The 22,646-nt window shown below is 60.2% G+C and carries 25 protein-coding genes and 1 pseudogene; 12 read left to right on the top strand and 14 right to left on the bottom strand.

What is annotated here, in order from left to right:
- Window positions 1–3: 3 nt before the first annotated feature.
- From FBZ97_RS13470 to FBZ97_RS13460, 3 genes are read right to left on the bottom strand one after another with little or no spacing between them, the layout of a single operon-like run.
- The gene (locus FBZ97_RS13470) at window positions 4–381 is read right to left on the bottom strand and encodes a Na+/H+ antiporter subunit C (protein WP_069616066.1); all 378 of its coding nucleotides are present in this window, start codon (window positions 379–381) and stop codon (window positions 4–6) included.
- Entirely contained in the window at window positions 381–800 is a 420-nt protein-coding gene (locus FBZ97_RS13465) for a Na+/H+ antiporter subunit B (protein WP_069616065.1), read from the bottom strand. The genes FBZ97_RS13470 and FBZ97_RS13465 overlap by 1 nt, the downstream gene beginning before the upstream one ends.
- Window positions 797–3,193 carry a putative monovalent cation/H+ antiporter subunit A gene (locus tag FBZ97_RS13460; protein WP_145320705.1) on the bottom strand — a complete coding sequence of 799 codons (2,397 nt, stop codon included), beginning with the start codon at window positions 3,191–3,193 and terminating at the stop codon, window positions 797–799. The genes FBZ97_RS13465 and FBZ97_RS13460 overlap by 4 nt, the downstream gene beginning before the upstream one ends.
- 358 nt (window positions 3,194–3,551) lie before the next feature.
- Here FBZ97_RS13460 and FBZ97_RS13455 point away from each other — a divergent pair, with 358 nt between their 5' ends.
- On the top strand, window positions 3,552–4,067 hold the full coding sequence (locus FBZ97_RS13455) for a hypothetical protein (protein WP_145320707.1): 516 nt from the start codon (window positions 3,552–3,554) through the stop codon (window positions 4,065–4,067).
- Here FBZ97_RS13455 and FBZ97_RS13450 read toward each other — a convergent pair.
- On the bottom strand, window positions 4,042–4,710 hold the full coding sequence (locus FBZ97_RS13450; RefSeq protein ID WP_069616062.1) for a hemolysin III family protein: 669 nt from the start codon (window positions 4,708–4,710) through the stop codon (window positions 4,042–4,044). The two genes, FBZ97_RS13455 and FBZ97_RS13450, sit on opposite strands and share 26 nt — an antisense overlap.
- Window positions 4,711–5,036: 326 nt before the next feature.
- On the opposite strand from FBZ97_RS13450, the gene FBZ97_RS13445 reads away from it, so the two are divergent.
- Complete coding sequence (locus FBZ97_RS13445; protein WP_145320709.1) at window positions 5,037–5,903, top strand: VOC family protein; 867 nt, start codon at window positions 5,037–5,039, stop codon at window positions 5,901–5,903.
- A 104-nt stretch (window positions 5,904–6,007) separates the two neighbouring features.
- A complete protein-coding gene (locus FBZ97_RS13440) occupies window positions 6,008–7,180 on the top strand; it encodes an AI-2E family transporter (RefSeq protein ID WP_145320711.1) in 1,173 nt (390 codons plus the stop codon).
- Between the two features lie 11 nt (window positions 7,181–7,191).
- On the opposite strand, the gene FBZ97_RS13435 is transcribed toward FBZ97_RS13440, so the two are convergent.
- A complete protein-coding gene (locus FBZ97_RS13435; protein WP_145320713.1) occupies window positions 7,192–7,983 on the bottom strand; it encodes a polysaccharide deacetylase family protein in 792 nt (263 codons plus the stop codon).
- Window positions 7,984–8,242: 259 nt separating this feature from the next.
- On the opposite strand from FBZ97_RS13435, the gene FBZ97_RS13430 reads away from it, so the two are divergent.
- Window positions 8,243–9,154 carry a DnaJ C-terminal domain-containing protein gene (locus FBZ97_RS13430; RefSeq protein ID WP_069616058.1) on the top strand — a complete coding sequence of 304 codons (912 nt, stop codon included), beginning with the start codon at window positions 8,243–8,245 and terminating at the stop codon, window positions 9,152–9,154.
- A 3-nt stretch (window positions 9,155–9,157) separates the two neighbouring features.
- Entirely contained in the window at window positions 9,158–9,490 is a 333-nt protein-coding gene (locus FBZ97_RS13425; protein WP_145320715.1) for a chaperone modulator CbpM, read from the top strand.
- Between the two features lie 79 nt (window positions 9,491–9,569).
- On the opposite strand, the gene FBZ97_RS13420 is transcribed toward FBZ97_RS13425, so the two are convergent.
- The gene (locus tag FBZ97_RS13420; RefSeq protein WP_069616056.1) at window positions 9,570–9,959 is read right to left on the bottom strand and encodes a DUF930 domain-containing protein; all 390 of its coding nucleotides are present in this window, start codon (window positions 9,957–9,959) and stop codon (window positions 9,570–9,572) included.
- Window positions 9,922–10,260 carry a hypothetical protein gene (locus FBZ97_RS13415; RefSeq protein WP_145651002.1) on the bottom strand — a complete coding sequence of 113 codons (339 nt, stop codon included), beginning with the start codon at window positions 10,258–10,260 and terminating at the stop codon, window positions 9,922–9,924. Before FBZ97_RS13415 ends, FBZ97_RS13420 begins: the two co-directional genes overlap by 38 nt.
- Between FBZ97_RS13415 and FBZ97_RS13410 the strand changes: the two genes are divergently transcribed.
- Together FBZ97_RS13410 and FBZ97_RS13405 are read left to right on the top strand one after the other, a co-directional pair.
- The gene (locus FBZ97_RS13410; protein WP_145320717.1) at window positions 10,247–12,340 is read left to right on the top strand and encodes a S9 family peptidase; all 2,094 of its coding nucleotides are present in this window, start codon (window positions 10,247–10,249) and stop codon (window positions 12,338–12,340) included. The genes FBZ97_RS13415 and FBZ97_RS13410 overlap by 14 nt on opposite strands.
- A 21-nt stretch (window positions 12,341–12,361) precedes the next feature.
- A pseudogene (locus FBZ97_RS13405) lies at window positions 12,362–12,865 on the top strand (DUF1697 domain-containing protein); the annotation flags it as partial.
- Window positions 12,866–13,193: 328 nt separating this feature from the next.
- On the opposite strand, the gene FBZ97_RS13395 reads toward FBZ97_RS13405, so the two are convergent.
- Complete coding sequence (locus FBZ97_RS13395) at window positions 13,194–13,454, bottom strand: type II toxin-antitoxin system ParD family antitoxin (protein WP_095434277.1); 261 nt, start codon at window positions 13,452–13,454, stop codon at window positions 13,194–13,196.
- A gap of 95 nt (window positions 13,455–13,549) precedes the next feature.
- On the opposite strand from FBZ97_RS13395, the gene FBZ97_RS13390 reads away from it, so the two are divergent.
- Complete coding sequence (locus FBZ97_RS13390; protein ID WP_145320719.1) at window positions 13,550–15,055, top strand: protein adenylyltransferase SelO; 1,506 nt, start codon at window positions 13,550–13,552, stop codon at window positions 15,053–15,055.
- 70 nt (window positions 15,056–15,125) lie between these two features.
- Window positions 15,126–15,659, top strand: a complete 534-nt coding sequence (locus FBZ97_RS13385) for a hypothetical protein (protein WP_246661764.1) — start codon at window positions 15,126–15,128, stop codon at window positions 15,657–15,659.
- 81 nt (window positions 15,660–15,740) lie between these two features.
- Here the strand turns inward: FBZ97_RS13385 and bla are convergent, their stop codons facing one another.
- The 3 genes from bla to dmeR all read right to left on the bottom strand — a co-directional run bounded on the left by bla (window position 15,741) and on the right by dmeR (window position 18,133).
- On the bottom strand, window positions 15,741–16,742 hold the full coding sequence (gene bla, locus FBZ97_RS13380) for a class A beta-lactamase (RefSeq protein WP_145320721.1): 1,002 nt from the start codon (window positions 16,740–16,742) through the stop codon (window positions 15,741–15,743).
- An 85-nt stretch (window positions 16,743–16,827) separates the two neighbouring features.
- On the bottom strand, window positions 16,828–17,829 hold the full coding sequence (gene dmeF, locus FBZ97_RS13375) for a CDF family Co(II)/Ni(II) efflux transporter DmeF (RefSeq protein ID WP_145320723.1): 1,002 nt from the start codon (window positions 17,827–17,829) through the stop codon (window positions 16,828–16,830).
- Between the two features lie 31 nt (window positions 17,830–17,860).
- Window positions 17,861–18,133 carry a Ni(II)/Co(II)-sensing transcriptional repressor DmeR gene (dmeR, locus tag FBZ97_RS13370; RefSeq protein WP_113330773.1) on the bottom strand — a complete coding sequence of 91 codons (273 nt, stop codon included), beginning with the start codon at window positions 18,131–18,133 and terminating at the stop codon, window positions 17,861–17,863.
- Window positions 18,134–18,325: 192 nt separating this feature from the next.
- Between dmeR and FBZ97_RS13365 the strand changes: the two genes are divergently transcribed.
- Complete coding sequence (locus FBZ97_RS13365) at window positions 18,326–18,739, top strand: helix-turn-helix domain-containing protein (protein ID WP_015339186.1); 414 nt, start codon at window positions 18,326–18,328, stop codon at window positions 18,737–18,739.
- A 198-nt stretch (window positions 18,740–18,937) separates the two neighbouring features.
- The gene (locus tag FBZ97_RS13360; protein ID WP_145320725.1) at window positions 18,938–19,426 is read left to right on the top strand and encodes a GNAT family N-acetyltransferase; all 489 of its coding nucleotides are present in this window, start codon (window positions 18,938–18,940) and stop codon (window positions 19,424–19,426) included.
- Between the two features lie 98 nt (window positions 19,427–19,524).
- Here FBZ97_RS13360 and FBZ97_RS13355 read toward each other — a convergent pair whose 3' ends face one another.
- Window positions 19,525–20,151 carry a C39 family peptidase gene (locus FBZ97_RS13355; RefSeq protein ID WP_281406127.1) on the bottom strand — a complete coding sequence of 209 codons (627 nt, stop codon included), beginning with the start codon at window positions 20,149–20,151 and terminating at the stop codon, window positions 19,525–19,527.
- Window positions 20,152–20,250: 99 nt separating this feature from the next.
- Between FBZ97_RS13355 and FBZ97_RS13350 the strand changes: the two genes are divergently transcribed.
- Window positions 20,251–21,030, top strand: a complete 780-nt coding sequence (locus tag FBZ97_RS13350; protein ID WP_145320729.1) for a class I SAM-dependent methyltransferase — start codon at window positions 20,251–20,253, stop codon at window positions 21,028–21,030.
- Between the two features lie 9 nt (window positions 21,031–21,039).
- Here FBZ97_RS13350 and FBZ97_RS13345 read toward each other — a convergent pair whose 3' ends face one another.
- Window positions 21,040–21,954 (bottom strand): cytochrome c, encoded by a 915-nt coding sequence (locus tag FBZ97_RS13345; protein ID WP_145320731.1) that lies wholly within the window; start codon window positions 21,952–21,954, stop codon window positions 21,040–21,042.
- A gap of 87 nt (window positions 21,955–22,041) precedes the next feature.
- On the bottom strand, window positions 22,042–22,485 hold the full coding sequence (locus tag FBZ97_RS13340; RefSeq protein ID WP_069616043.1) for a cytochrome c: 444 nt from the start codon (window positions 22,483–22,485) through the stop codon (window positions 22,042–22,044).
- Window positions 22,486–22,646: the final 161 nt, after the last annotated feature.

Raw genomic sequence — 22,646 nt, 5'->3', positions numbered from 1 at the left:
GCGTCAGTACCCCAGGGGCGGCAGCGGCCGCTCCTCCGGTTCAGCGAGCCGCATCTCGCCCGTATTGTCGGTCTTCAAGGCCTGATAGGCCCGATAGGTCAGGACAAGCAGAAAAGCGAGGAACGAGAAGGAGATGACAATCGCTGTCAGGATTAAGGCCTGCGGCAGTGGATTGGCGGCGGCAAGATCGAGCGTGGCCGCGCCTTTCTGAATGATCGGCGGCACTTCGGGCGTGACCCGGCCGGCCGTGAACAGCAGAAGGTTGACGGCGTTGCCGAGGATCGCGATGCCGAGCATGATGCGGATCGAGTATCGCGAAAGCATCAGATAGATCGCAGCGGTGAAGAAGATGCCGACGACGACGGCGAAGACGGCTTCCATCAATCCACCTCCCGCTCTTCGAGCGCGAGCGCGATCGAGGTGATGGCGCCGACGACGACCAGATAGACGCCGGTGTCGAAGAGCATGACGGTGGAAAGCGGCACCTCGACACCGAAGAGATGCGGATAGATCCACAGCCCCGTCATGAACGGCACGCCGGCAAAGACGGACACCAAGCCGGCAAGGGTCGAGGCAAGCAGGCCGAAACCGGCAATCGCCAGCGGATGAAAGATGATCGCGCGGCGGACGGCCGTCACGCCGCAGGCAATGCCATAGATCGCGAGCGCCGAAGCCGCGATCAGGCCGCCGATAAAGCCGCCGCCGGGCTCGTTATGACCGCGCAGCAGCACGAAGATGGAGAAGAGCAACATCAGGGCCGTCAAAAACGGCGCGGCGGTGCGGAAGATCAGCGTGTTCATGAGCGCTCGGCCTCCATCCCTTCCTCGAAACCGGGCTTCTCCTCAAGATCGGGATCGTTGGTTGCTAGCTTGCGCTCGCCGCCGGCGCGGATGCGGATCAGCGCCAGGATGGCAAGCCCGGTCATGGCGACGACTGCGATTTCGCCGAGCGTATCCGTGCCGCGGAAGTCGACGATGATAACGTTGACCACATTGTCGCCATGCGCGATCAGCTTCGAATATTGATTGAAGAAGGCGGTCAGCGTCAGATCGAACGGCGCTTCGGTCGCCTTCAGCAGCAGGAGCGTAAAACCGCTGCCGCAGGCAATGGCGAGCACGGCATGGGCGATCCTGGCGAGCGGCGGCCGGCGATCGGACGGCGAAAGCCGCAGCCGCGTCATGACAAGCGCCAGAATCACCACCGCAAGCGTCTCGACCATGAACTGCGTGAAGGAAAGATCCGGTGCGCCGAACAGCAGGAAAATGACGGCGACGGCAAAGCCCTGGATGCCGAGCGAAACGATCGCCGTTAGCCGGTCCCGCGCAAAGACGACCGCAACAACGCCGATGACGGCAATCAAAAAGATCGTTGCCTCATGCCACTGCAGGTTTGGCCATGCCGGCATCGCGGGCAGCTCGCCATGAGCGGCGAGAGGAATCAGCAACATTGCCGCCAGGCAAAGGAAAGTGATGGTGACGTAGATTTCCAGCCGCCCCGGCTGCAGCAGCCGCGAGACGATGTGCGACAGCCGCACCAGACCGGAGATGAATCCATCGAAACCGCGATCCGGCCCCGGCCCGAGGGCGCGCAGAACGACGGACATCAGGAAACGGGCGCGATCGAGCTGCCAGTAGACGATGACGCCGATCAGCACGGTCAGCAGAGAAAGCGCCAGAGGCAGACCAATATGGGGGATCAAGGAGACCGAAATCTCCAATCCCTTGCCGCCGACCGCGCTTGCCATCGGCGAAGAGACATACTCGTGCCAAAGGCCCGAGAACAAAGCCGAAGCGATGCCGAGTAAAGCAAGCGTGACCGGTCCGAGCCAGAGCAATGGGGGCGCCTCATGCGGCGGGCGAGGCGTCTCGGTCAGCGGGCCGACGAAGGGCTTCAGCGCCACGGCAAAGGCGATGGCAAACATCAGCGCATTGCCCGCCACGGCGATGAGGGTGAGGATGATGGCAGCCGGCGATGCCTGTGTCAGCGCGGCATAGATTTCCTCCTTCGCGAGGAACCCGAAAGCCGGAGGCAGCCCTCCCATCGATATGGCAGCGACCAAGGCAGCGACAAAGGTCAACGGCATGGCCGAGCGCAAGCCGCCCAACCGGGTGATGTCGCGTGTTCCCGTTTCATGATCGACGATGCCGGCGACCATGAACAGGGCGCCCTTGAACAACGAATGCGCCACCAGATAGAGGACGGCGGCTTCGACGGCATAATCGGTGCCGAAACCGGTGAGCATCACCAGCAGGCCGAGCGAGGAGACCGTCGTATAGGCGAGCTTCAGCTTCAAGTCGGTCTGGCGGATGGCAAGCAAAGTTCCGACGAGCAAGGTCGCCGCGCCGAAGACCGGCAGGATCGTCTGCCAGGCCATCGTCCCGCCCATGATCGGATTGAGCCGCATCAGCAGATAGACGCCTGCCTTCACCATGGTCGCCGAATGCAGATAGGCCGAGACCGGAGTCGGCGCCTCCATGGCATTCGGCAGCCAGAAATGAAAGGGAAACTGCGCCGATTTGGTGAAGGCCCCACCAAGCACCAGGATCAGGGCCGCCAGATAGAGCGGGCTTGCGCGCAGGACATCGCCAGCCTTCAGGAGATCGGACATCGCGCCGATGCCTGTGATCTGCCAGATCAACAACAGGCCCGCCAGGAACAGCAGCCCGCCGCCGCCGGTCACGACCAGCGCCTGCAGCGCCGCCCGTCGCGACGCTTCCCGATGATGATCGAAGCCGATCAGCAGGAAGGAAGTGATCGAGGTCAGTTCCCAGAAGACGAACAGCGTGAGGAAGCTGTCCGAGACGACGAAGCCGAGCATCGAGCCCATGAAGAGGAAGATGAAGGAGAAGAAGCGGCCGAGATCGACATGCCCCTTCAGATAGCCGCCGGCATAGAGGACGATCAGCGTGCCGATGCCGGTGATGAGCAGCGCAAAGGTCAGCGACAGGCCATCAATCAGCCAGGAGAACCGGAGATCAAGGCTCGGCACCCAATCGAAACCGCCAGTTTGGATGCCGCCGGCTGCAACGGCGGAAAGGAAGCTCGAAAAATGCAGAAAGGCAAGAGCGGGAAGCAGCGCCAGGAGCCACGCCGCATTGTGGCCCAAACGCCGAACGACAACCGGCGCGGTCAGCGCACCGAGAAAGGGCAGGCATAGAGCCAGGAATGTCAGGCCCGCGGTGGCGGCGGCCATGCTCCCCCCTTACTGAACGTTCATGCAGAATCCGGCAAAGCCGGAGCGGTCTTGAAGGGATAGGCGAAAGGACACATCGCCTCAAGCCCTGACAAGGGAAAACCGGACGTAAACCACCGAAATCGATTTTTGCTGCCAGCAACCGTGGAGGTTGCAGGATTCAATGATCGTCCGGAAGCCTGCGATGCCGGTTTGAAAGTCGCAGCATTGCAGAATTCCTTGCTATTCCTGCATGGCTCGCAATGAAGTTGTAATGAATTTGCGCTAATTTATCGGTATTTTCCGAACCGCTATGGAAATTGCGCTCAAAAAAGCGCTAATCTTGATCGGTTGCTGATCCCGCCTCCCGGAAACCGCAATGCTCGCCCGCCTGATCGCCCTCCTGCTTCTTTTCCCCGTCCCGGCCTTTGCCGCGGACTGGTGGTCCTATGACAATGCAGGCTTTGGCTACGCGATCGAGCTGCCGTCGGAATTTCATCTTGCCGCCTCTTCCGAGGATACCGATCGGCTGTCGCTGTCGCCGGCAGATCGCTCCGCTTCGCTGCAGGTCTTCGGCACGATGGTTGCCAATGGCGATTTTGCATCGGAAGCGAATGGGCGTGTGGCGCTTGCCAGAGACCAGGGCTGGAAGATTTCCTATTCGAAATCGAATTCGCGCGGCATCAGCTTTTCCGGCACCAGACAGGGGCGGATCGTCTACGTGCGTGGGGTCGCGCTCTGCAACGGTGCCGCGGCCTTCTTCCAGATGGATTACTCGAAGGCGGACATGCAGCGCTACGACGCCATCGTCATGCGCCTCGTGCGCAGCCTGCGCTCAACGAAGAAATGCACGCCGACGGCGGAGATTGTCAAAAGTTTTCCGGCGACAGGCTGAAGCAGGTCAGTACCGCCGAATAATGCACGGCGGCGGCAGCAACCACGAAGCCATGCCAGATCGCATTCTGGAAGCGCAGCTTTTCCCAGACGTGAAAGATCACGCCGAGCGAATAGATGACGCCGCCGATGATAATGAGCAGCATCGAGGCGAATGGGATATGCATGGAAACCGGCTTGGCGACGAGGATGCCGCTCCAGCCCATTGCAAGGTAAAGCAGGATCGCCAGCCGATCGAAGCGTCCTGGAAAAAGGACTTTCAGGACGATACCGAACGCCGCAAACACCCAGACGGCGATCAACACGCCAAGCAGCAGCGGGTCCTCGGATCCGCGCTCCAGAAAGGGGGTGTAAGTAGCGGCGATCAGGACATAGATGAAAGAGTGGTCGAAGCGGCGCAGAAACCATTTCGTCCTGGATACGGGCCATAGATTATAGGTGAAGGACATTCCGAGCGTCAGCACCAGGCCGACGCCATAGATCCAGGCGGCGGCAATTTCGCCGTAGGAGCTCCAAACCGTCGCATAGAAGATCAGCACGGTGGCGCCGATCAGCGCAAGGACCACGCCGACACCGTTGACGATGCCGTCTGCGATGATCTCATAGCGATCATAGGCCCAGCGGATGCCTCGGTATTCAGTCATTTCATCCGGTTCCGTTTTCGTTGGAGACCGATCCTTGCACTAGAAACAAGAGGAGACAACTGCGCCAAACGCGCACATCGATCAATCTTCGTGAACGGCTTGCCATAGGCCTACTGATCGCTTGTCAATGGAAAGCGAACGCTCAATCCGCAATTTATGGCCTTCTGTGAACAATCGAAATCCGCCATATGAATATGCAAGTACAGCGGACCAGAGGATCAAAAAGGCATATCAACCGGCGAAACCCTCCTGTCCGCTACCGGCGGCCCTTGCCGCCGACGCCGGTTGCCTTTTCGAGACCCCATCTCAAGGTTGGAACTGACACCATGACCGAAACTGCCCCCTCCTACGCCCTGACCCGTCCCGCCTATGTTGGCCAGTCGCACCTCGTCGTTACCGACGTGGCGCTGGTATCCCGCTTCTATCAGGACATGCTGGGTTTGAAGGTCATCGAGAAGACAGCGAGCGGCGAAGTCCTCGGTGTCGCCGGTCTTCCCCTTCTGACGCTGACAACCGATCGGGCTGCGGTGCGCGCACCGAAGACGGCGGCCGGTCTGTTCCATACCGCGTTCCTGCTGCCGAGCCGTGTCGAGCTTGCGCGCTGGCTTCGTCATGCCGCCCATAAGAATGTGGTGCTGGAAGGCGCTTCGGACCATATCGTCAGCGAAGCCATCTACCTGTCCGACCCCGAAGGCAACGGCATCGAAATCTACGCCGACCGCCCGCATGAGGAATGGACCTTCCACGATGACGGCACGGTCGAAATGGCGACGCTCCGGCTTGATCTGCAGAAGCTCTACGAAAGCGCCCCGCAGGATCGCTGGGACGGTATGGCCGAAGGTTCGGCAATCGGCCATATCCATCTGCAGGTCGGCGATGTTGCCGAAGCCAACGCCTTCTATCGCGACGTCCTCGGCATGAAGGTCATGGCGGCGCGCTATCCCGGCGCGACCTTCCTTGCGACCGGCGGCTATCACCATCATCTCGGCGCCAATACCTGGAACAGCCGCGGCGCCGGCATACGCAGCGAACATATGACCGGTCTTTCCGACTATACGTTGCGCTTCAACGACAAGGCAGCCCTGGACAAGGCCGTAGCCGCCCTGGAGCAGCACGAAATCAAGACGGAGAAGCGCGACGGCGGCATATCGCTGCGCGATCCGTGGGGTATCGGACTTAATCTCATCGCCTGACTTTTCCGATCCGACCGCTATTCGACAAGCCCGTTGCGGAACCGCGGCGGGCTTTTTCGCGTTGAAGTAGCGAGGCAATCCTGCCTTCGGGGAACTTTCCGGGGATGGAATTCGACAAAATCGCCGCCGGCCGATCGGATGCAGCAACCGCGTCGCAGGATGTCGGCCCGGGTATCGATCGCAACGCATCCCGTGCGAAAGACGACGAAACGGAGATTTTCGGTCTCTCCGACCAGCGAGGACGCGACAAGCTCAACATTGCCGCCTCCTGGGCAACGATCGGCATCTTCCTCATGTTGGCCTTCGCCGCCGTCTACACGATGTCACTGATCCTCATTCCGGTGACGCTTGCCGTCGTCGTGGGAATGATTCTCGGCTTGGCGGCCGAAAGGCTCAGCAAGCTCGGCATTCCCCGCGTTCTAAATGCCGTCATTCTTTCCTCCAGCGTTGCCCTGGTGATCTTCCTCATCATCAATGCGCTCGCCGAACCGATCGCCAAGCTCGCACAGCAGGCGCCCGACTTCTTCCAGCGCACATCCGACCGGCTGATGCCCTATCTCGACCGGTTTCAATGGCTGCACATTTCTTCCGAAACCTTTCAAGGCAGCCCGATGTCGATCAACACCCTGCTGGAGAACAGCGGCAACGTGCTGCATGTCGTGTCCACCAGCCTGACGCCGGCCATCGTGCAGATCCTGATCTTCTTTGCAGCCCTGCTGCTATTCCTTGCCGGCAGGGTAAGCCTGCGCAAGACGATCATCATGACCTTTTCCAGCAGAGCATCTCGACTGAATGCCATTCGCATCATCAATGCCGTGGAGCGGGTGCTCGGCTTCTATTTTGCGACGGCTTCGCTGATTTATGCCGGGATCGGCCTCGTGATGACCTTGATCGCCTATGTCGGCGGAATGAGCGTGCCGGTGCTGTGGGGCGTTTTCGCGTTCTTATCCAGCTTCATCCCGTTCCTCGGCGTCACCGCCATGACGATCGCGCTCGCGATCGCCGGCATCATCACGCATTCGGACATCATTTTCGGTCTCGCGCCGGCCGTCGCCTTCTTCGCAGTGCATCTAACCGTGGAAAACCTAGTCTTCCCGGCGATCATGGGCCGCCAATGGGAGCTCAATCCCTTCGTCGTCTTTCTGGCCATCATCTTCTGGACATGGATGTGGGGCGCGGTCGGCGCCATGCTGGCGCTGCCGCTGTCGCTGATCGTCATGACCGTCATTGACGAGCTTTTCATCGAGGAAAAAACGCAGCCGCAATTGCCGGGCTAGCACTCGACCGCTCAGTTAGTCGTGTCGTCGTCACCCTTTTCGGCGATATCCTGCAGACGAACGAAATCGACGCCTTTGGCCTTCAGCGCGAGGATGCTGGCCGCGACCCCCTCGCCTGCCGTATGCGTCGGCTGGTTGATGTGGGAGATGATGACATCACCGTCCTTGGCGGAGGCATATTGCTTTTCCACCATCTTGGCCGGCAGAAGCGAACCGCTGTCGCCATTCACCGAGTAACCGGCGATCCGATAGCCCATGCCACGGATCTGCATGATGGCGGCAGGCGTGTATTTCGCGGTCGCGCCGCGGAACCAGCGCGGTTGCGGAATGCCGGCTGCGATCATGGCGTCCGCACCACCCTTCACCTCCTGGGCGACCGCCTGCGGCGAACCGGCGGCGGCAATGCCATAGACTTTGGTCGGGACATCGACGGCGGGGATATGGTTTTGACCGTGATTTTCCAGCTCGAAGAGATCCGGATGCGCAAGGAAGACCTTCAATGCATCCGGATTGGTACGCAGCCAGCGCGCGGTGACGAAGATCGTCGCCGGAATGCGCTGATCGACGAGGGTGCTCAAAATGCGTGGGTCGGTCTTGCCCATGCAGGCATCAAAGGTGAGCGCGATGCGGGGAGCCCCTTTGCCGGCACGATTGACATGCAGATGCGGCTCCACAAGTTTGATCTTCGAAACCGGCGCCTTCGGCGGCAGCGGCGGCCATCCGGCAGGCGGCTGTTCGGGCTGCGCGGCAAAGGCGGCCGGCGCGGCAAGAAGGAGCGAGGAAGCGAGCAACAGGCGTTTCATCGGACGGCCACCGGTGGATCAGGCAAACAAATTCGGCGGGCGCTTGATTACCAGCCCAGCCACACCGCTCGCCATTATCCGGCAAGACGCCGGAAATATGGCAAAGCGGCGGCGGCAGCGCCCATTTCACATCACAATGGCGACGGACATGAAAGCTGCCAAGTCCGGGCTTCAACCTGACCGCGTCTATGATACGATTGATATGAGCCTGCCCTAGCACTATCTGCGTATCTTTCCGTGCTCCCGAAGAGAGACATGTATGAGTCGCGATCCCTATGAAATTTTGGGCGTAAAGCGGGACGCCCCGCAAAAAGACATTCAAAGCGCCTATCGCAAGCTTGCCAAGAAGCTGCACCCAGATCTCAATCCGGGTGACAAGCAGGCCGAGGACAAATTCAAGGAAGTCTCGGCGGCCTATGGCATTCTCGGCGATGAGGAGAAACGCGGGCGGTTCGACCGTGGCGAGATCGACAGCAGCGGTGCCGAGCAGGCGCCGCGCAACTACTATCGCGATTATGCAGCGCAGGAAGGCCAGCGCGGCCGCTATCAGAATGCGGGCGGCTTTGCCGATTTCGGCGATGCCGACGATATATTTTCCAGCTTCTTCTCGCGGCGCAGCCGAGGCCAATCGCAAATGCAGGGTCAAGACCGTCACTATACGATGGAGGTCGATTTTCTCGACGCCATCAATGGCGCCAAGAAGCAGATCAGCCTGCCCGAGGGGCCGGCGCTCGACGTCCAAATTCCACCGGGGACACGCGATGGGCAGACGCTACGCCTGAAGGGCAAGGGCGATCCCGGCTTCAACGGCGGGAAACCCGGGGACGCGCTGATCGCCGTGCATGTTCGGCCGCACCGCTTCTACACGCGCGATGGCGACGATATCCGATTGGAAGTACCGATCTCGCTGGCCGAAGCTGTGCTCGGCGGCAAGATTCGCGTCCCGACGCCGTCGGGAGCCGTCACCGTGACGCTGCCGCCGAACTCCAATACGGGCAAGGTGTTGCGCTTGAAGGGCAAGGGCGCACCCGTGCGCGGCAAGGACAATGGCGATGCCTATGTCTCGCTGAAGATCGTCCTGCCGGATACGCCGGACCCCGAGCTGACGCGCTTCGTTTCAGATTGGGAGGCAGGCAAGGCGCAAGATCCCAGAAAGACCATGGGAGGATAAGCGATGAACGAGAACGAGTTTCGACTTCACCTCCGGATCGAAACCACGATGCTGGAGGTCTGGATATCTCAGGGCTGGGTCGTGCCCGAAGTCACCGATCAGGGCCGCAATTTCCACGAAGCCGACATTGCGCGCGGCCGGCTCATTCTCGATCTCAGCAAATCGATGGGCGTCAACGAGCCCGGCGTCGATGTCGTCATGGATCTGGTGGATCAGCTTCACAGCCTCAGAGCGACGCTGCGTGACCTGACGGATGCCGTGTGCCGGCAGCCGCCCGATGTGCAGGATCACATCCTGTCGGAGCTGACACGAGTGGAATCGCTGAGACGGCGATAAGGTTGAAAATTACCTCAGGATGGAGCGTGGCCGCCATGAAGCGATCTCCGGGGCGGCCCCTCGTGCTTCATCCGGGCGCTCAATCGTAAAGATAATGCTCCTGCCAGGCGTCGCGCGGCACCTTGTCGCCGATCTGATAGCTCAGATCGCGGACATGAATATGCTGCGGCCCGGTCACACAAGTATAGGAGAGGTGATACCAGTCACCCTTACTGCGAAAGACCGCACCGGGGGCATTCATGGCATCCGGCTTCATATCCGGATCGCCGAATGTGTAGGCGATCACCTTGTCCGGCTTGAACCCCGTCTTGTCCGTACCGATCCGCTTCATGGCCTCTGCATCGCATGCCTGCTCCATTCGCTCCGACGGATCGAGCTTCTCCAACTGCTTCTTGATAGCCGCATCGACGGCGAAGGCGGAGGTGGCGACGCTAACCAATGGAATCAGGATGGCGAAGAGTTTCAGCATGAAGACCGGTCCCTTGCATTGTTTTGGATTTGAGTGCGTTCGCTCCATCAGAGAAGGCTTTGACCGCCTTCATGTCGACGCACTGTATGCCGACTTCGATAAAGAATGTGGTCTCATCAAGGCAGCGCCGCGATGCGGTCTCCCGCAGGCTGCCTGTTCGAGCAAAACTAATATCGGCTGCTTGCATGAAGCTGGAGGAGCGGACTTGCCGCTTGAACCTCACCTCGCTGCCCTCTATTTCTCTCTTCACTTCACATCCGACTTTCACTCCAGAGAAAGCGCCCCTCGTGTCAGTTTTCAAGAATCTTCCCACCCCGCCCGCCGCCGCGAAAAAACCGTTTACGGATACACGCCACGGCATTACCCGCACCGACGATTATGCGTGGCTGCGGGCCGACAACTGGCAGGCCATGTTCAAGGACCCATCGATCCTGGCGCCGGAAATCCGGTCGCATCTGGAAGCCGAGAACACTTACATGAACGCCGCGATGGCGGACACGAAGGAGCTGCAGAAGGTCCTCTTCGGCGAGATGAAGGGCCGTATCAAGGAAGACGACAGCTCGATACCGATGAAGGATGGCCCCTACGCTTACGGCACACTTTTCGTTACCGGCGGCGAACAGCCCCATTTCTTCCGCGAGCCGCGCAACGGCGGGGAACGCAAGCTGCTGCTGAATGGCGACAAGGAGAATGAGGGGAAATCCTATTTCCGTCTTTCTGGCCTCGATCATTCCTCCGATCACAGCCATGGCATCTGGGGCTATGACGACAAGGGCTCGGAGTATTTTACGCTGAAGATTCGCAATTTCGAGACCGGCGAGGATCTTGCCGACGTGATCGAGAACACCGGCGGCGACGCCGTCTGGGCGCCTGACGGCAAGAGCTTTTTCTACACACTGCAGGACGAGAACCATCGCCCTTCGAAGATCTTCCATCACATCATCGGCACGCCGCAGTCCGACGACCGACTCGTCTATGAGGAGGAGGATCCGGGCTTCTTCATGGGCGTCGGCGGCTCGCTGTTGGACGACTACATCTTCATCGACATTCACGATCACGAGACCAGCGAATATCGTATCATCCCGACCTCGAATCTCACCGCCGAGCCCAAGATCGTGGCCGAGCGCGAAACCGAGATCGAATATGAGATCAGCGAAGGTGGCCACGTTTTCTACATTCTCACCAATGACGGCGGCGCCAAGGATTTCAAGATCATGGAAGCGCCGGCGGAGAACCCAGGCAAGGAAAACTGGCGCGAGGTCGTGCCCCACAAGCCAGGCACCTTGATCCTCAGCCATCTCGCCTATGCCCGCCATCTCCTCTGGCTGGAGCGCAAGGACGGCCTGCCGCGCATCATCATCCGCGATCGTCGTACCGGCGAGGAGCATGCGATCGCCTTCGAAGAAGAGGCCTATGCGCTCGGCCTGCAAGGTGCGGCGGAATACGACACGGATGTCATCCGCTTCTCCTATTCCTCGATGACGACGCCGAGCCAGCTTTACGACTACAACATGGTGACGCGCGAGCGCACGCTGCTGAAGACACAGGAAGTTCCTTCCGGCCACAATCCGGAAGACTATGTGACGCGCCGCGTCTTCGCGCCGGCCTGGGACGGCGAGACGGTACCGGTGACGCTGCTTTATCGCAAGGACACGCCGCTGGACGGCTCCGCCCCCTGCCTGCTCTATGGCTACGGCGCCTATGGCGTCACCATCCCGGCCGGCTTCAACACCAATTGCCTGTCGCTTGCCGATCGCGGCTTCGTCTACGCCATTGCCCATATCCGCGGCGGCAAGGATAAGGGCTTCGCCTGGTACGAAGACGGCAAGATGGAAAAGAAGACCAATACCTTCAAGGACTTCATCGCAGCCGCCGACTATTTGAATCAGCAGAAGTTCACCTCTTACGCGAAGATCATTGCCGAGGGCGGATCGGCCGGCGGCATGCTCATGGGCGCCGTTGCCAACATGGCGCCGGAAAAATTCGCCGGCATCATTGCCGCCGTGCCCTTCGTCGACGTGCTCAACACTATGCTTGACGACACTCTGCCGCTGACGCCGCCGGAATGGCCGGAATGGGGCAATCCGATCGAGAGCAAGGAAGAGTATGAGCAGATCGCCGCCTACAGCCCCTATGACAATGTCGGCGAGAAGCCCTATCCGCCGATCCTCGCACTCGGTGGCCTCACCGACCCGCGCGTCACCTATTGGGAACCGGCCAAGTGGGTCGCCAAGCTGCGCGACAAGACGACGAGCGACGCGCCCATCCTGCTGAAGACCAATATGGATGCCGGCCATGGCGGCGCTTCCGGCCGCTTCCAGCGCCTGGAGGAAGTCGCGTTCGAATACGCCTTCGCCGTCAAAGTCGCCGAGAAGATGTAAGCCGGACGGCGGGAGGAAGCCATGACCGTTTTCGTTGCCCTGCTGCGTGCCGTCAATGTCGGTGGCACCGGCATGCTATCCATGGCCGATCTCAAGGCACTGTGCGAAGAGATCGGCTTCCAGGATGTGCGCACTTACATCCAGACCGGCAATGTGGTTTTCCGCGCCGAAGCGGATGAGGCAACGGTGCTGGCTCAACTTGAAAAGGCGCTGGCTACGAAGATGGGCAAGTCTCCCGGCGTAATCCTGCGCAGCCGCGAAGCTCTCGAAAGGGTCGCGGAACATTCGCCCTTTCCGCACGCCAAGCCGAACTATCTGCTGATCACCTTCCTGCAGGAGCCGGCACCGGAGGATGCGCTGGAGAAACTCGTCGCACCCGGCGGCGAGGAAGTGCATATCGCCGGCAGGGAGATCTACGTGCATTATCCCGATGGCTCGGGACGCTCGAAGCTGAAGCTGCCGGCGCTGAAGGCGGGAACATCGAGAAATCTCAATACGGTGCGCAAGCTTGCGGAGATGGCACGGGAGCAGGGAGGAAGACTAGGGACGCGCCAACAGGGTCTCATAGTCTCTGCTTCCAAAGAAGACATTGGTGATCCAGACTGTATTTTCGGCAATGGTGTAAAGGATGACGACGCTCTTTTCAAAAACCGCCATGCGAATGCCGGTACCTAGGTCGTCTCGAGCAACGCCTCCGAACGGTGCATCACGATCTTTTCACAGCGCGCGTAGATACGACCAATATATCCCTCCGCTGTTCTGATATTCTGACTTAGCTCGAACACGTAAGCTGCGACGTCAAGCAGATTTTCCACGGCCTCCGGGCGGTACTCGACCGCATATCGCTCCATGTCTACCGACGCTTGTCAAAAAAAGCATCAAGGCGCTGTTTTACGTCGTGTCCGCTCAAGTTTGGCCGAGGGTCATCCAAAGATGCGGCAACCTTTTGTCTGATCGCTGCGATCCGCTGCTGATATTCCTCTTCTTCCCGCAACCAGACCCGGACTGCCGCCCGCAACACCTCGCTCGTAGAGGCATAGCTCCCCGCATCGACGCGCGCCTTAATCGCAGCTACCATTTCACTGGGGAGTGAAATGCTCAGTTTCTCGTTCATCGCAAAATCCTCTTATCCGGTAGGATAAAGTAGGATGATTTCCTACCTGGAGCAAGCGCCTTGCGTCGCCTCTCCGTCGGCCCTACCTTAGTAATATGAGCTCTCCTCTTCACGATGATACCGCCCTTCGGGCGCCGACGGTCGCCTTCGACAACAGCTACGCGCGCCTGCCGCCGCAGTTTTTCACGGATCAGGCGCCGACCCCGGTTGCCGCGCCACAGCTGATCAAGTTCAACGAGGTGCTGGCGCGAGAACTCGGGCTGGATGTCGAAGCGTTGAAACAAAATGCGGCGGCAATCTTTTCGGGCAACGAGCTGCTGCCGGGATCGCAGCCGATCGCCATGGCCTATGCCGGCCACCAGTTCGGTAATTTCGTTCCGCAGCTCGGCGACGGACGCGCGATCCTGCTCGGCGAGGTGAAGGATCGGAATGGCAAGCGCCGGGACATCCAGCTCAAGGGGTCGGGGCCTACGCCGTTTTCCCGCCGCGGCGATGGGCGCGCCGCGCTCGGCCCGGTTCTGCGCGAGTATATCGTCAGCGAGGCCATGCACGCGCTCGGCATTCCGACGACGCGGGCACTTGCGGCCGTGATCACCGGAGAACCTGTCTATCGCGAGGAGGTGCTGCCGGGTGCAGTGTTTACGCGTGTCGCGGCAAGTCATATTCGCGTCGGCACCTTCCAATTCTTTGCGGCGCGGGGCGATACGGAGAGTGTGCGGACCCTGACGGATTACGTCATTGCCCGGCACTACCCGGAGATCCGAGACCGTAAGAACCCCTATCTTGCAATGCTCGAAGCCGTGGCCGATCGGCAGGCGGCGCTGATTGCGCGCTGGCTGCATGTCGGTTTCATCCACGGCGTAATGAACACCGACAATATGACCGTATCGGGCGAAACGATCGATTTCGGTCCCTGCGCCTTCATGGATGCCTATGATCCGGCGACTGTCTTCTCGTCCATCGACCGCAATGGCCGCTATGCCTATGCCAACCAGCCGGCGATCGGCCAATGGAATCTCGCACGCCTCGGCGAGACGCTTATTCCGCTGATCGCCCCCTCCGTCGATGCGGCGATCGATTTGGCGAACACGGTCATCAAAGCCTATGGCGAACGCTTTCAGGCCTATTGGCTTGCCGGCATGCGCGCCAAGATCGGTCTTGCAAACGAGGAGGACGGCGATCTCGAGCTGATCCAGTCGCTTTTGGCGACGATGCAGCAGCAGGGCGCGGATTTCACCCTCGCCTTCCGCCGGCTTGCCGCACTCGCGGCAGACGGAGATGTGGCCGATTTCGCCGCTACGTTCAACGAGCCGCAATTAGCGGCATCTTGGCTCGAAAGCTGGCGCGAGCGGCTTGCTCGCGATCCGCAGACGCCGGCAGCGCGTGCGGCGGCGATGCGCAAGGTCAATCCCGCCTTCATTCCCCGCAATCACCGGATCGAGCAGGCCATCGAGGCTGCTGTGGAGGACGGCGACTTTTCTCTATTCGAAGCATTGCTGAAGGTGCTCGCCACCCCATACGAGGATCAGCCAGGCTTTACGCCCTATGCAGAACCACCATTGCCGACAGAACGGGTGCTTCAGACCTTTTGCGGCACCTGAGGACGCTTGAGCACACAAGCCCCAGACAGGCTTGCAGAGTCATCGTCCCCACAACCTGTTGGGAGACATGATGATGAAAGTGCACAGCAGCACCCAAAACTATTTCAGTGCGCCGATCCGCAGCCAGCAGAGCGGCGACAGCGACGACAGCACGCCCTTCTCGCTGCCGGGCGACGGTGGCGGTGACCAGGACGATACGCAGGGGCCTTCCATTGCCTCCAGCGGCGTCCCCTCCTCCATTTCGTCCGGCCTCTGGCTCAGCCAGTTCGGTGATTCCTCGTATTCGACATCGGCCTCCGCTGACGATCAGTCTGGCGCGAGTGCTTCCAGCAGCTCGGCATCGTCAAGCCAACAGTCCGATCAGGACATTCTCGACGAGTTTGCCAAATGGGCAAATATGACGCCAGCCCAAAAGATCCGCGCCCAATATCTGGAAGCGCATGGCCTGACGGAAGATTCTTTCAAGTCCTTGCCGGCCGACCAACAGAAGGCGATCAACGACCAGATTGCCGATGAGATCAAACAGAAGCTCGGCGCCGGCAATGCCGATGGGGACGGCGATCAGGAAACGGACAGCGCAGCCTCAGCACTGGCGCTGGTCTAAACATGCTGACGGATTACATGAAGACGATACGAAGCTGATTCACATCTTGGTCGTATCGCCTTCTATTTATTATCAATCTCGCTATTGCCCGACCATGTCTACGATGATCTTGCTGACCTCAGCAAAAACGGCTTCCACGTCTTTTGCATCCGCAGTTGCCTCGGCCACGAAAGTTGTGACCAGAACGGGACCGCGTTCCGGCGGCCAGATGACCGCGATGTCGGCATAGGAACCGTTATTGCCTGTACCGGTCTTATCGCCAACCTTCCACTCCTTCGGCAGGCCGGCACGCAGGCGATTGTTGCCCGTCGTGTTGGCGACCAGCCAGTTGACCAGCTGATCCCTCGATGTCTCCGACAGCGTATTGCCGAGGGTCAGAAGGCCGATCGAATCCAGCATCGCATCCGGCGTCGTCGTATCGCGCGGGTCTTCCTTGACGGCCTGATTGACATCGGGTTCGTTGCGATCGAGGCGGGTTTCGGTGTCGCCTGTCGTGCGCAGCCATGAGGTCAACGCGGCAGGGCCGCCGAAGCTTTCGAGCAGAAGATTGCCGGCCGTATTATCGCTCAGCGTGATTGCGGCTGCGCAGAGCTCGGCAATGGTCATGCCATCGCCGTCGGCATGCTTTTCTGTTTCCGGCGAATAAGTGACGACCTTGTCCTTGCCATAGGTGACGCGGCGGTCGAGCTTTTCCGTGCCCTGATCGACGCGCGCCAGCACAAAGCCAACGGCAAGCGCCTTATAGGTGCTGCACAGGGGAAAATGCTCCTCCTCACGATGGCCGAGCGAAATATTGGTTTCGGTGTCAAGCACGGAGACGCCGAGACGACCACCGGTCTTCTTTTCCAGATCGGCCAGTTGCTTGTCGACATCGTCGGACAGTTGCGAATTGTCCTGAGCTCCGCTGTCACCTTGCGGGCTCTGGCCGCCGGCGTCGGGCGTTGCCGGATTGTCCGTTGCGGGAGGCGTCTGCGCCGGCGTGCCGCTATCCTCAGCGAAAAGCGCGTCGGGGCCGAGCATCAGGGCGGGAAGAAGCAGCGCCGAGCCCGACATGAGGCGGCGGCGCGTGAGCAATGTGGGCATATGAGAGGCCTCCAGCGGAATCGGCAGGTCTTGGGCTATGCGAGGAATGTGGCAAGCCTCTGACCTGACCGATTGCTAACGGATTCTATGCCGCCTTGTCGACGGTAACTTCGACCGTCACGTGTGAGAGCTCGTGAATCTCGGCAAGTCGCGCCTTGTAGAAAGATGGATCGCGCGAGACGGGCGTTGCGACCGCGACGATGGCGGCATGATGCCCCGGGCCGACCCGCCATACATGTAGATCGGTGATGCGATCCTCGTCCGTCTCGATCGCTTCGCGGATCTCCTCAGGCAGATCCTCACCTTGCGGAATGAAATCGAGGAGAACGGCGCCGGAAGCGCGCAGCAGGCTCCATGCCCATTGCAGGATGACCAGGCCGCCGACGATGCCCATGACCGGATCGAGGAAGGTCCAGCCGAAACGGCTGCCGAGCAGCAGGGCAACAATGGCGAGAACCGAGGTCATCGCGTCGGCAATGACATGGACATAGACCGAGCGCAGATTGTTGTCCCTGCCACCTTTTTGGTCATGGTCGTGGTGGTGATGATCGTCGCCGTGCTCATGATCGTGGGCATGCCCATGCCTACGATCATGGCTGTGCCCGTGGCCGGCGTGGTTGTGGTGGTGATGGCTATGGTCGTCGCGCAGCAACCAGGCGCTGGCGAGATTGACGAGAAGACCCACTACCGCAATAGCAATCGCTTCGCGGAAATTGATTGCCACCGGATCGAGCAATCTCAGAATGCTCTCCCAGCCCATGATGAGCGCGATCAGCGCCAGCACGATGGCGCTGGCAAAGCCCGCGAGATCGCCGAACTTACCGGTGCCGAAGGTGAAGCGCGCATTGTGCGCATGCCGGCGCGCATAGAGATAGGCGAGCGCCGAAATCAGCATGGCGCTGACATGGGTCGACATATGCCAGCCGTCGGCGAGCAGTGCCATCGAGCCATAGATCGTGCCCGCGCCGATCTCGACCACCATCATGACGGCGGTCAGCGCGATGACGGCCCAGATGCGACGCTCGTTGCGCTGATGATCGGAGCCCAGAAAAACGTGGCTGTGGCCCATTTCGGAAGAAATACTCATGACATTAGTCTCTCTTTGAACGCTCGAATCGTCACCGCAGATAGGTCTTCAGCACGTCGGCAATCTCATCGACCGCCTGCCGGCGGCCCTCTTCACTTTCGGCATGCAGCACGTGCTCCTGCAGATGGTCTTCAAGAACCTCCCCGGTCAGCCCCGTTAGGGCACCCCGAATGGAAGCAAGCAGTTGCAAGATTTCCCCGCAGGGACGCTCGGCCTCGAGCGCCCGCTCCACCGCTTCCATCTGTCCTTTGAGACGGCGGACGCGTGAGAGGAGCTTGGCTTGCTGACGAATGGTATGGGACATCGTGGCCTCGATTATAATATAGGGGGGTATACTATTTGTGACGATGAATGGGAAGCCATACTTAGTCGCGACGATCGGACGATGAGGTGACCAGCAGAGTATCCCATCCACCTGTACAGCTACCTAGCCTTGCAATTTCCATGAACGGGCCTCATATGTTGCTCTAGAGACTAGAGGTATTGGGGACTCTGAATGCTAACCATCGGCGATCTATCCAAGCGGACGGGCGTGAAAGTGCCGACAATCCGTTATTATGAGCAGATGGGCCTGATATCGGAGCCCGAGCGCAGCGAAGGCAATCAGCGGCGTTACTCCAAAGCCGATCTCGAGCGTCTCGCCTTTATCCGTCATGGCCGCGACCTCGGACTGACGATCGATGCCATCAAGGAGCTGATTTCGCTCAGCCAGCATCCGGACCGCCCCTGCGTCGGCGCCGACCGTATCGCCAAGGAACATCTGGATGACGTTCGCACCAAGATTGCGCGGCTGAAGAAGCTGGAGCACGAACTGGAGCGCATCGTCTCGCACTGCGATGGCCACAGCATCGAAGACTGCTATGTGATCCGTGCACTCTCCGACCACGGCCTGTGCGAACACGAGCATTGAGGCCCCATTGACAAACGCGCTGAACCGGATCATTGATGCGCCCATGATCACGCACGCGCTCCACAACTGCTCGTATTTTTGGCTGTACCTGTAACGGGCGGCCAAGACAGATCATATTGTCAACAAGCCGCCGTCAGGCGGCTTTGTTGTATCGGCAGCGTCCTGACGGCTCATTGAAAAACAAGGACGCAAAATGCCATGCTAGACGATAGCGACATCTCACTTCTCCGCCCGCCGGTTCTCACCATCCGCAACGCGCAGCCGCGTGACCTGCCTGAGCTCAATGACATGATCCGGCTGCTGGCCGCCCACCACGGCGATCCCTCCGGCACGACGCCGGAGCAGCTTGAGCGCGATCTCTTCGGCCCCGTGCCCTGGATCACGGCGCTTGTCGCCGAAGGCGAGCAAGGGCTGATCGGCTACGCCATCCTCGTGCCGCTCTACAAGGCGCAGGAAGGCCAGCGCGGCATGGACCTGCATCATCTCTTCGTGCGCGACGGCCATCGCGGCCATGGCGTTGGGCAACATCTCGTCGACCGCGCCCGCGATATCGCCCGCAAGGCCGCCTGCAGCTACCTTTCGGTCGGCGCCGCAACAGGCAATTTTCAAGCCCACCGCTTCTACGAAAACATGGATTTCAAGCCGCGGCCGGTCACCGGCATGCGCTACCTGCAGGCTCTCACCTGATGCCGGCCTTTAAGAGGATCGCCATCCGATATTGATTTTTAGAGTGTTTCTGGTTTTGCGCATTCCGGACGAAAAACCGATGCGTATTTGGAAATGCTTCAGTGATCGATGGCGATCCCGCGGCCTGCAAAGAACCTCTCGAACACCTCCAGCGGCATCTCCGCGTTCTCGCGCGTCGCATCGACGTGACCAGAGGGATTGTGGAAGCGGATGCTGTTTCCGTCGACGGCCGTCACCAGCACGAGATGGCCGCCTTCGGCCGGCGGCTCGGTCTCTGGCCAGCGGATCGAATGATGCACCGACGCGATTAAAAACTCCGACTGCAAGAGGATATCGGCGATATCAGCAACGGAAATCCCAGTGACGACACGGGCCTCGAGGCCGAAGCGATCGCGAACGAAGGGAACGAACGGCGCGTAGATCAGCCCCTTGATCCTGCCATCCACCTCCTCGACATAGCCGCCATACTCCCTGCAACCCATGGCCAGATCCATGATCGGGATGGTTTTGCCGGTGCGGGCGGCGAGCACCATCTTCAGGCACGCCATGCCGCAAAGATTGCCGGCCCAGCGGGCATAATCCTCGACGGTGCTTGCGCCGGATGACGCCCAGAGCGGGTCCTTCAGCAAGGCCGATTGCGCGCCCTCGGCGACGACCGCCAACGTCATGTCAGGCGTTTCCCATTGGCTGAAATAAGGAACCTTCCGCGCCACCCTTGCGTCCACGACCACCCTCTCCCGTTGCCGAATCCCGTAGCTACAAGCTTGACCGGAAATGCGCTAGAAAAATGGCCGTCGACTTCGATCTGCAACTGGAGGTGCGCCTTGGAACAACGGTTCACATTTGACGGCGTCGCCAGCCTCTACAATACTTCCCGCCCGCTCTATCCCGATGCGCTTTTTGCCGATGTCATCGATTTTGCCGGGCTGGAAGCCAAGGATCAGGTCCTCGAAATCGGCTGCGGCACCGGACAGGCGACAGAGGGCTTTGCCCGCCACGGCCTCTCCATTCGCGCGCTTGATCCCGGCGCGGAACTGATTGCAGTTGCACGGGAAAGATTGGCGGAATTTCCGCGAGTGCGATTCGAGCAAACCACCTTCGAAGCATGGCCGGGTAAGCCGGAGAGCTTCAGGCTGATATTCGCGGCACAATCCTTCCATTGGGTTTCGCCGGAACTGCGCTTCGCTGCGACGGCCGCCCTTCTCGCGCCGGAAGGAACACTCGCCGTCTTCGGCAATGTGCCGATGAAGCCGGAACCGCCACTATCCGACAAGTTTGCGGGGATCTACGCCCGCCATGTCCCGCAGCTTGCCGGCCCGCCCGTGGAGGCATGGTATCTGCCTGATGGCCCTTTTGCTCGGGAGCTGCCGCAGTCCGACCACTTCGAAGCTCCGGTGCACCACTCTTATTCCTGGAGCCGGTCGCACACGGCGCAGAGCTATACTGATCTTTTGCGCACGCTTTCAAGCTACCGGCTTTTGAGCGAGGATCGGAGAGAAGCGCTGCTTTTCGAACTTGCCGATGCCATCAACGCGCATGGCGGCGTATTCGAATTGCATTATGAAACCCATCTCTATCTCGCCAAGCGCTCGGGCGCGACCTGAACACCAGGCCTATTTCGCCGGCAGTGCCTTCAGGTAGGCCGCGATCGCCTCGCGGTCGCTTGCCGGCAGATGGGCGATGTTCTGCTGGACTTCGGCCATCGAGCCGCCGGCGGAGTCGTAGTCCGGGGTGAAGCCGGTTTCCAGGTAGTTGGCGATGTCGCCGGCGCTCCAGCTGCCGATGGCCTTCGAGCCGGGCGTGATATCGGGGATCTGTCCCTTGCCTTCCGGATTGGGTGCACCCGCCAGCCATTGGCCGCTTACGAAGCCGCCGAGACCGTCGCGTGGGGTGTGGCATTCGCCGCAATGGCCTGGCCCTTCCACGAGATATTGCCCGCGCTTGACCTTCTCGTCGGCACTGGCGAGCACGATACGCGGCTGGTCGTTGAGATAGAGGAACTTCCAGCCGCCGAGCGCCAGCCGGATGTTGAAGGGAAAGGGCAGCTCATGCGGCGGAGCGACATTGTCGCTCTTCGGCAGCGTCTTCAGGAAGGCCCAGAGATCGTTGATGTCCTTGTCGCTCATGCGGGTATAGGAGCCGTAAGGAAAGGACGGGTAGAGGTGCTCGCCGTTTTTACCGACGCCGCGCTTCATGGCGTTGCCGAAATCGGCAAGCTTCCAGCTGCCGAGCCCGGCTTTCTCATCCGGCGAGATATTCGGCACATGGAAGGTGCCGAAGGGGCTCGTCAGCGCGAGACCGCCCGAAAGCACCAGCTTGGCATCACCCTGCGCGCCCGGAGCCGCATGACAGCTCGTGCAGCCGCCTGCCCAGAAAACCATCTGACCGTTCTTGACGTCAGGATCGCCGAGATTGGCCCAATGGCTCGCCGGCAAAGGCGACGGTGCGGTGATGACGTAAAATGCGCCGCCGCCGAGGATGATCACGCCGAAAAGGCAAAGCAACCATCGAATAAACCGCGCCATCACGCCACCCCAAGCCTTAGCTCTAAAACCAAAAGGCTCCGCACCGGCAGAACCGGTGCGGATGCTAAGATCGATTTCTAGACCTACCGCTTAATCCTTCTTGATGCGATAGGCCTGATGACAGGCGCCACAGCTGGCGCCGAGGGTCTTCAGCGTCGCGCCGACGCCCGCCTTGTCGGCAGGAAGCTGGGCGAGCGCTGTCTCGGCATCGGTCGAAAGCTTGGCGGCATGCGCCTTGAAGTCATCGAGATTGTCCCAGATCTTCGGATTGACCTCGGGATCGGTCTTGTCGCTCTGCGGGTTGAACTGATCCGGGAAGGCCTTGGCCGTTTCGGCGATCGTCGTCAGCGACGCCTTGACGATATCGGCGTCATAGGGCTTGTCCCCCTTGGCGATCGCGCCGAGAGCTCCGGTGGCGCCGCCGATCTTCTTCATCATCCCGATGCGGGAGTCATGCGTGCCGTCGGCTGCGACGACCGAACCTAGTGCGATGCCGGCCAAAGCCGTCGCCATCACAATCGCTTTCCACTTCATTTCGTTCTCCTACCTCTCGGGTGTTCAAGACCGCGCATAGGGCCCGGCGCATGATTACGGCGACATGTTTGCCGGTTTCCTTTCCGGCAATGAAGTCACAAAGTGGTGAGAGCTGAGTAAAATCAGTGTCATGCAATCGACACACATATTCGCCGCATCAG

Source organism: Rhizobium sp. ERR 942, from assembly GCF_007828395.1.
In the GTDB taxonomy this organism is placed as follows: domain Bacteria; phylum Pseudomonadota; class Alphaproteobacteria; order Rhizobiales; family Rhizobiaceae; genus Rhizobium; species Rhizobium dioscoreae.
This window is presented reverse-complemented; position numbering and strand designations above follow the sequence as displayed.

Coding starts and splice junctions, on each gene's coding strand:
- FBZ97_RS13450 (WP_069616062.1), bottom strand. CDS start 4,710: ATGACTGAATACCGAGGCATCCGCTGGGCCTATGATCGCTATGAGATC.
- FBZ97_RS13445 (WP_145320709.1), top strand. CDS start 5,037: ATGACCGAAACTGCCCCCTCCTACGCCCTGACCCGTCCCGCCTATGTT.
- FBZ97_RS13460 (WP_145320705.1), bottom strand. CDS start 3,193: ATGGCCGCCGCCACCGCGGGCCTGACATTCCTGGCTCTATGCCTGCCC.
- FBZ97_RS13385 (WP_246661764.1), top strand. CDS start 15,126: ATGATGAAAGTGCACAGCAGCACCCAAAACTATTTCAGTGCGCCGATC.
- dmeF (WP_145320723.1), bottom strand. CDS start 17,829: ATGAGTATTTCTTCCGAAATGGGCCACAGCCACGTTTTTCTGGGCTCC.
- dmeR (WP_113330773.1), bottom strand. CDS start 18,133: ATGTCCCATACCATTCGTCAGCAAGCCAAGCTCCTCTCACGCGTCCGC.
- FBZ97_RS13465 (WP_069616065.1), bottom strand. CDS start 800: ATGAACACGCTGATCTTCCGCACCGCCGCGCCGTTTTTGACGGCCCTG.
- FBZ97_RS13430 (WP_069616058.1), top strand. CDS start 8,243: ATGAGTCGCGATCCCTATGAAATTTTGGGCGTAAAGCGGGACGCCCCG.
- FBZ97_RS13455 (WP_145320707.1), top strand. CDS start 3,552: ATGCTCGCCCGCCTGATCGCCCTCCTGCTTCTTTTCCCCGTCCCGGCC.
- FBZ97_RS13435 (WP_145320713.1), bottom strand. CDS start 7,983: ATGAAACGCCTGTTGCTCGCTTCCTCGCTCCTTCTTGCCGCGCCGGCC.
- FBZ97_RS13470 (WP_069616066.1), bottom strand. CDS start 381: ATGGAAGCCGTCTTCGCCGTCGTCGTCGGCATCTTCTTCACCGCTGCG.
- FBZ97_RS13340 (WP_069616043.1), bottom strand. CDS start 22,485: ATGAAGTGGAAAGCGATTGTGATGGCGACGGCTTTGGCCGGCATCGCA.
- FBZ97_RS13420 (WP_069616056.1), bottom strand. CDS start 9,959: ATGCTGAAACTCTTCGCCATCCTGATTCCATTGGTTAGCGTCGCCACC.
- FBZ97_RS13395 (WP_095434277.1), bottom strand. CDS start 13,454: ATGAACGAGAAACTGAGCATTTCACTCCCCAGTGAAATGGTAGCTGCG.
- FBZ97_RS13360 (WP_145320725.1), top strand. CDS start 18,938: ATGCTAGACGATAGCGACATCTCACTTCTCCGCCCGCCGGTTCTCACC.
- bla (WP_145320721.1), bottom strand. CDS start 16,742: ATGCCCACATTGCTCACGCGCCGCCGCCTCATGTCGGGCTCGGCGCTG.
- FBZ97_RS13390 (WP_145320719.1), top strand. CDS start 13,550: ATGAGCTCTCCTCTTCACGATGATACCGCCCTTCGGGCGCCGACGGTC.
- FBZ97_RS13365 (WP_015339186.1), top strand. CDS start 18,326: ATGCTAACCATCGGCGATCTATCCAAGCGGACGGGCGTGAAAGTGCCG.
- FBZ97_RS13425 (WP_145320715.1), top strand. CDS start 9,158: ATGAACGAGAACGAGTTTCGACTTCACCTCCGGATCGAAACCACGATG.
- FBZ97_RS13440 (WP_145320711.1), top strand. CDS start 6,008: ATGGAATTCGACAAAATCGCCGCCGGCCGATCGGATGCAGCAACCGCG.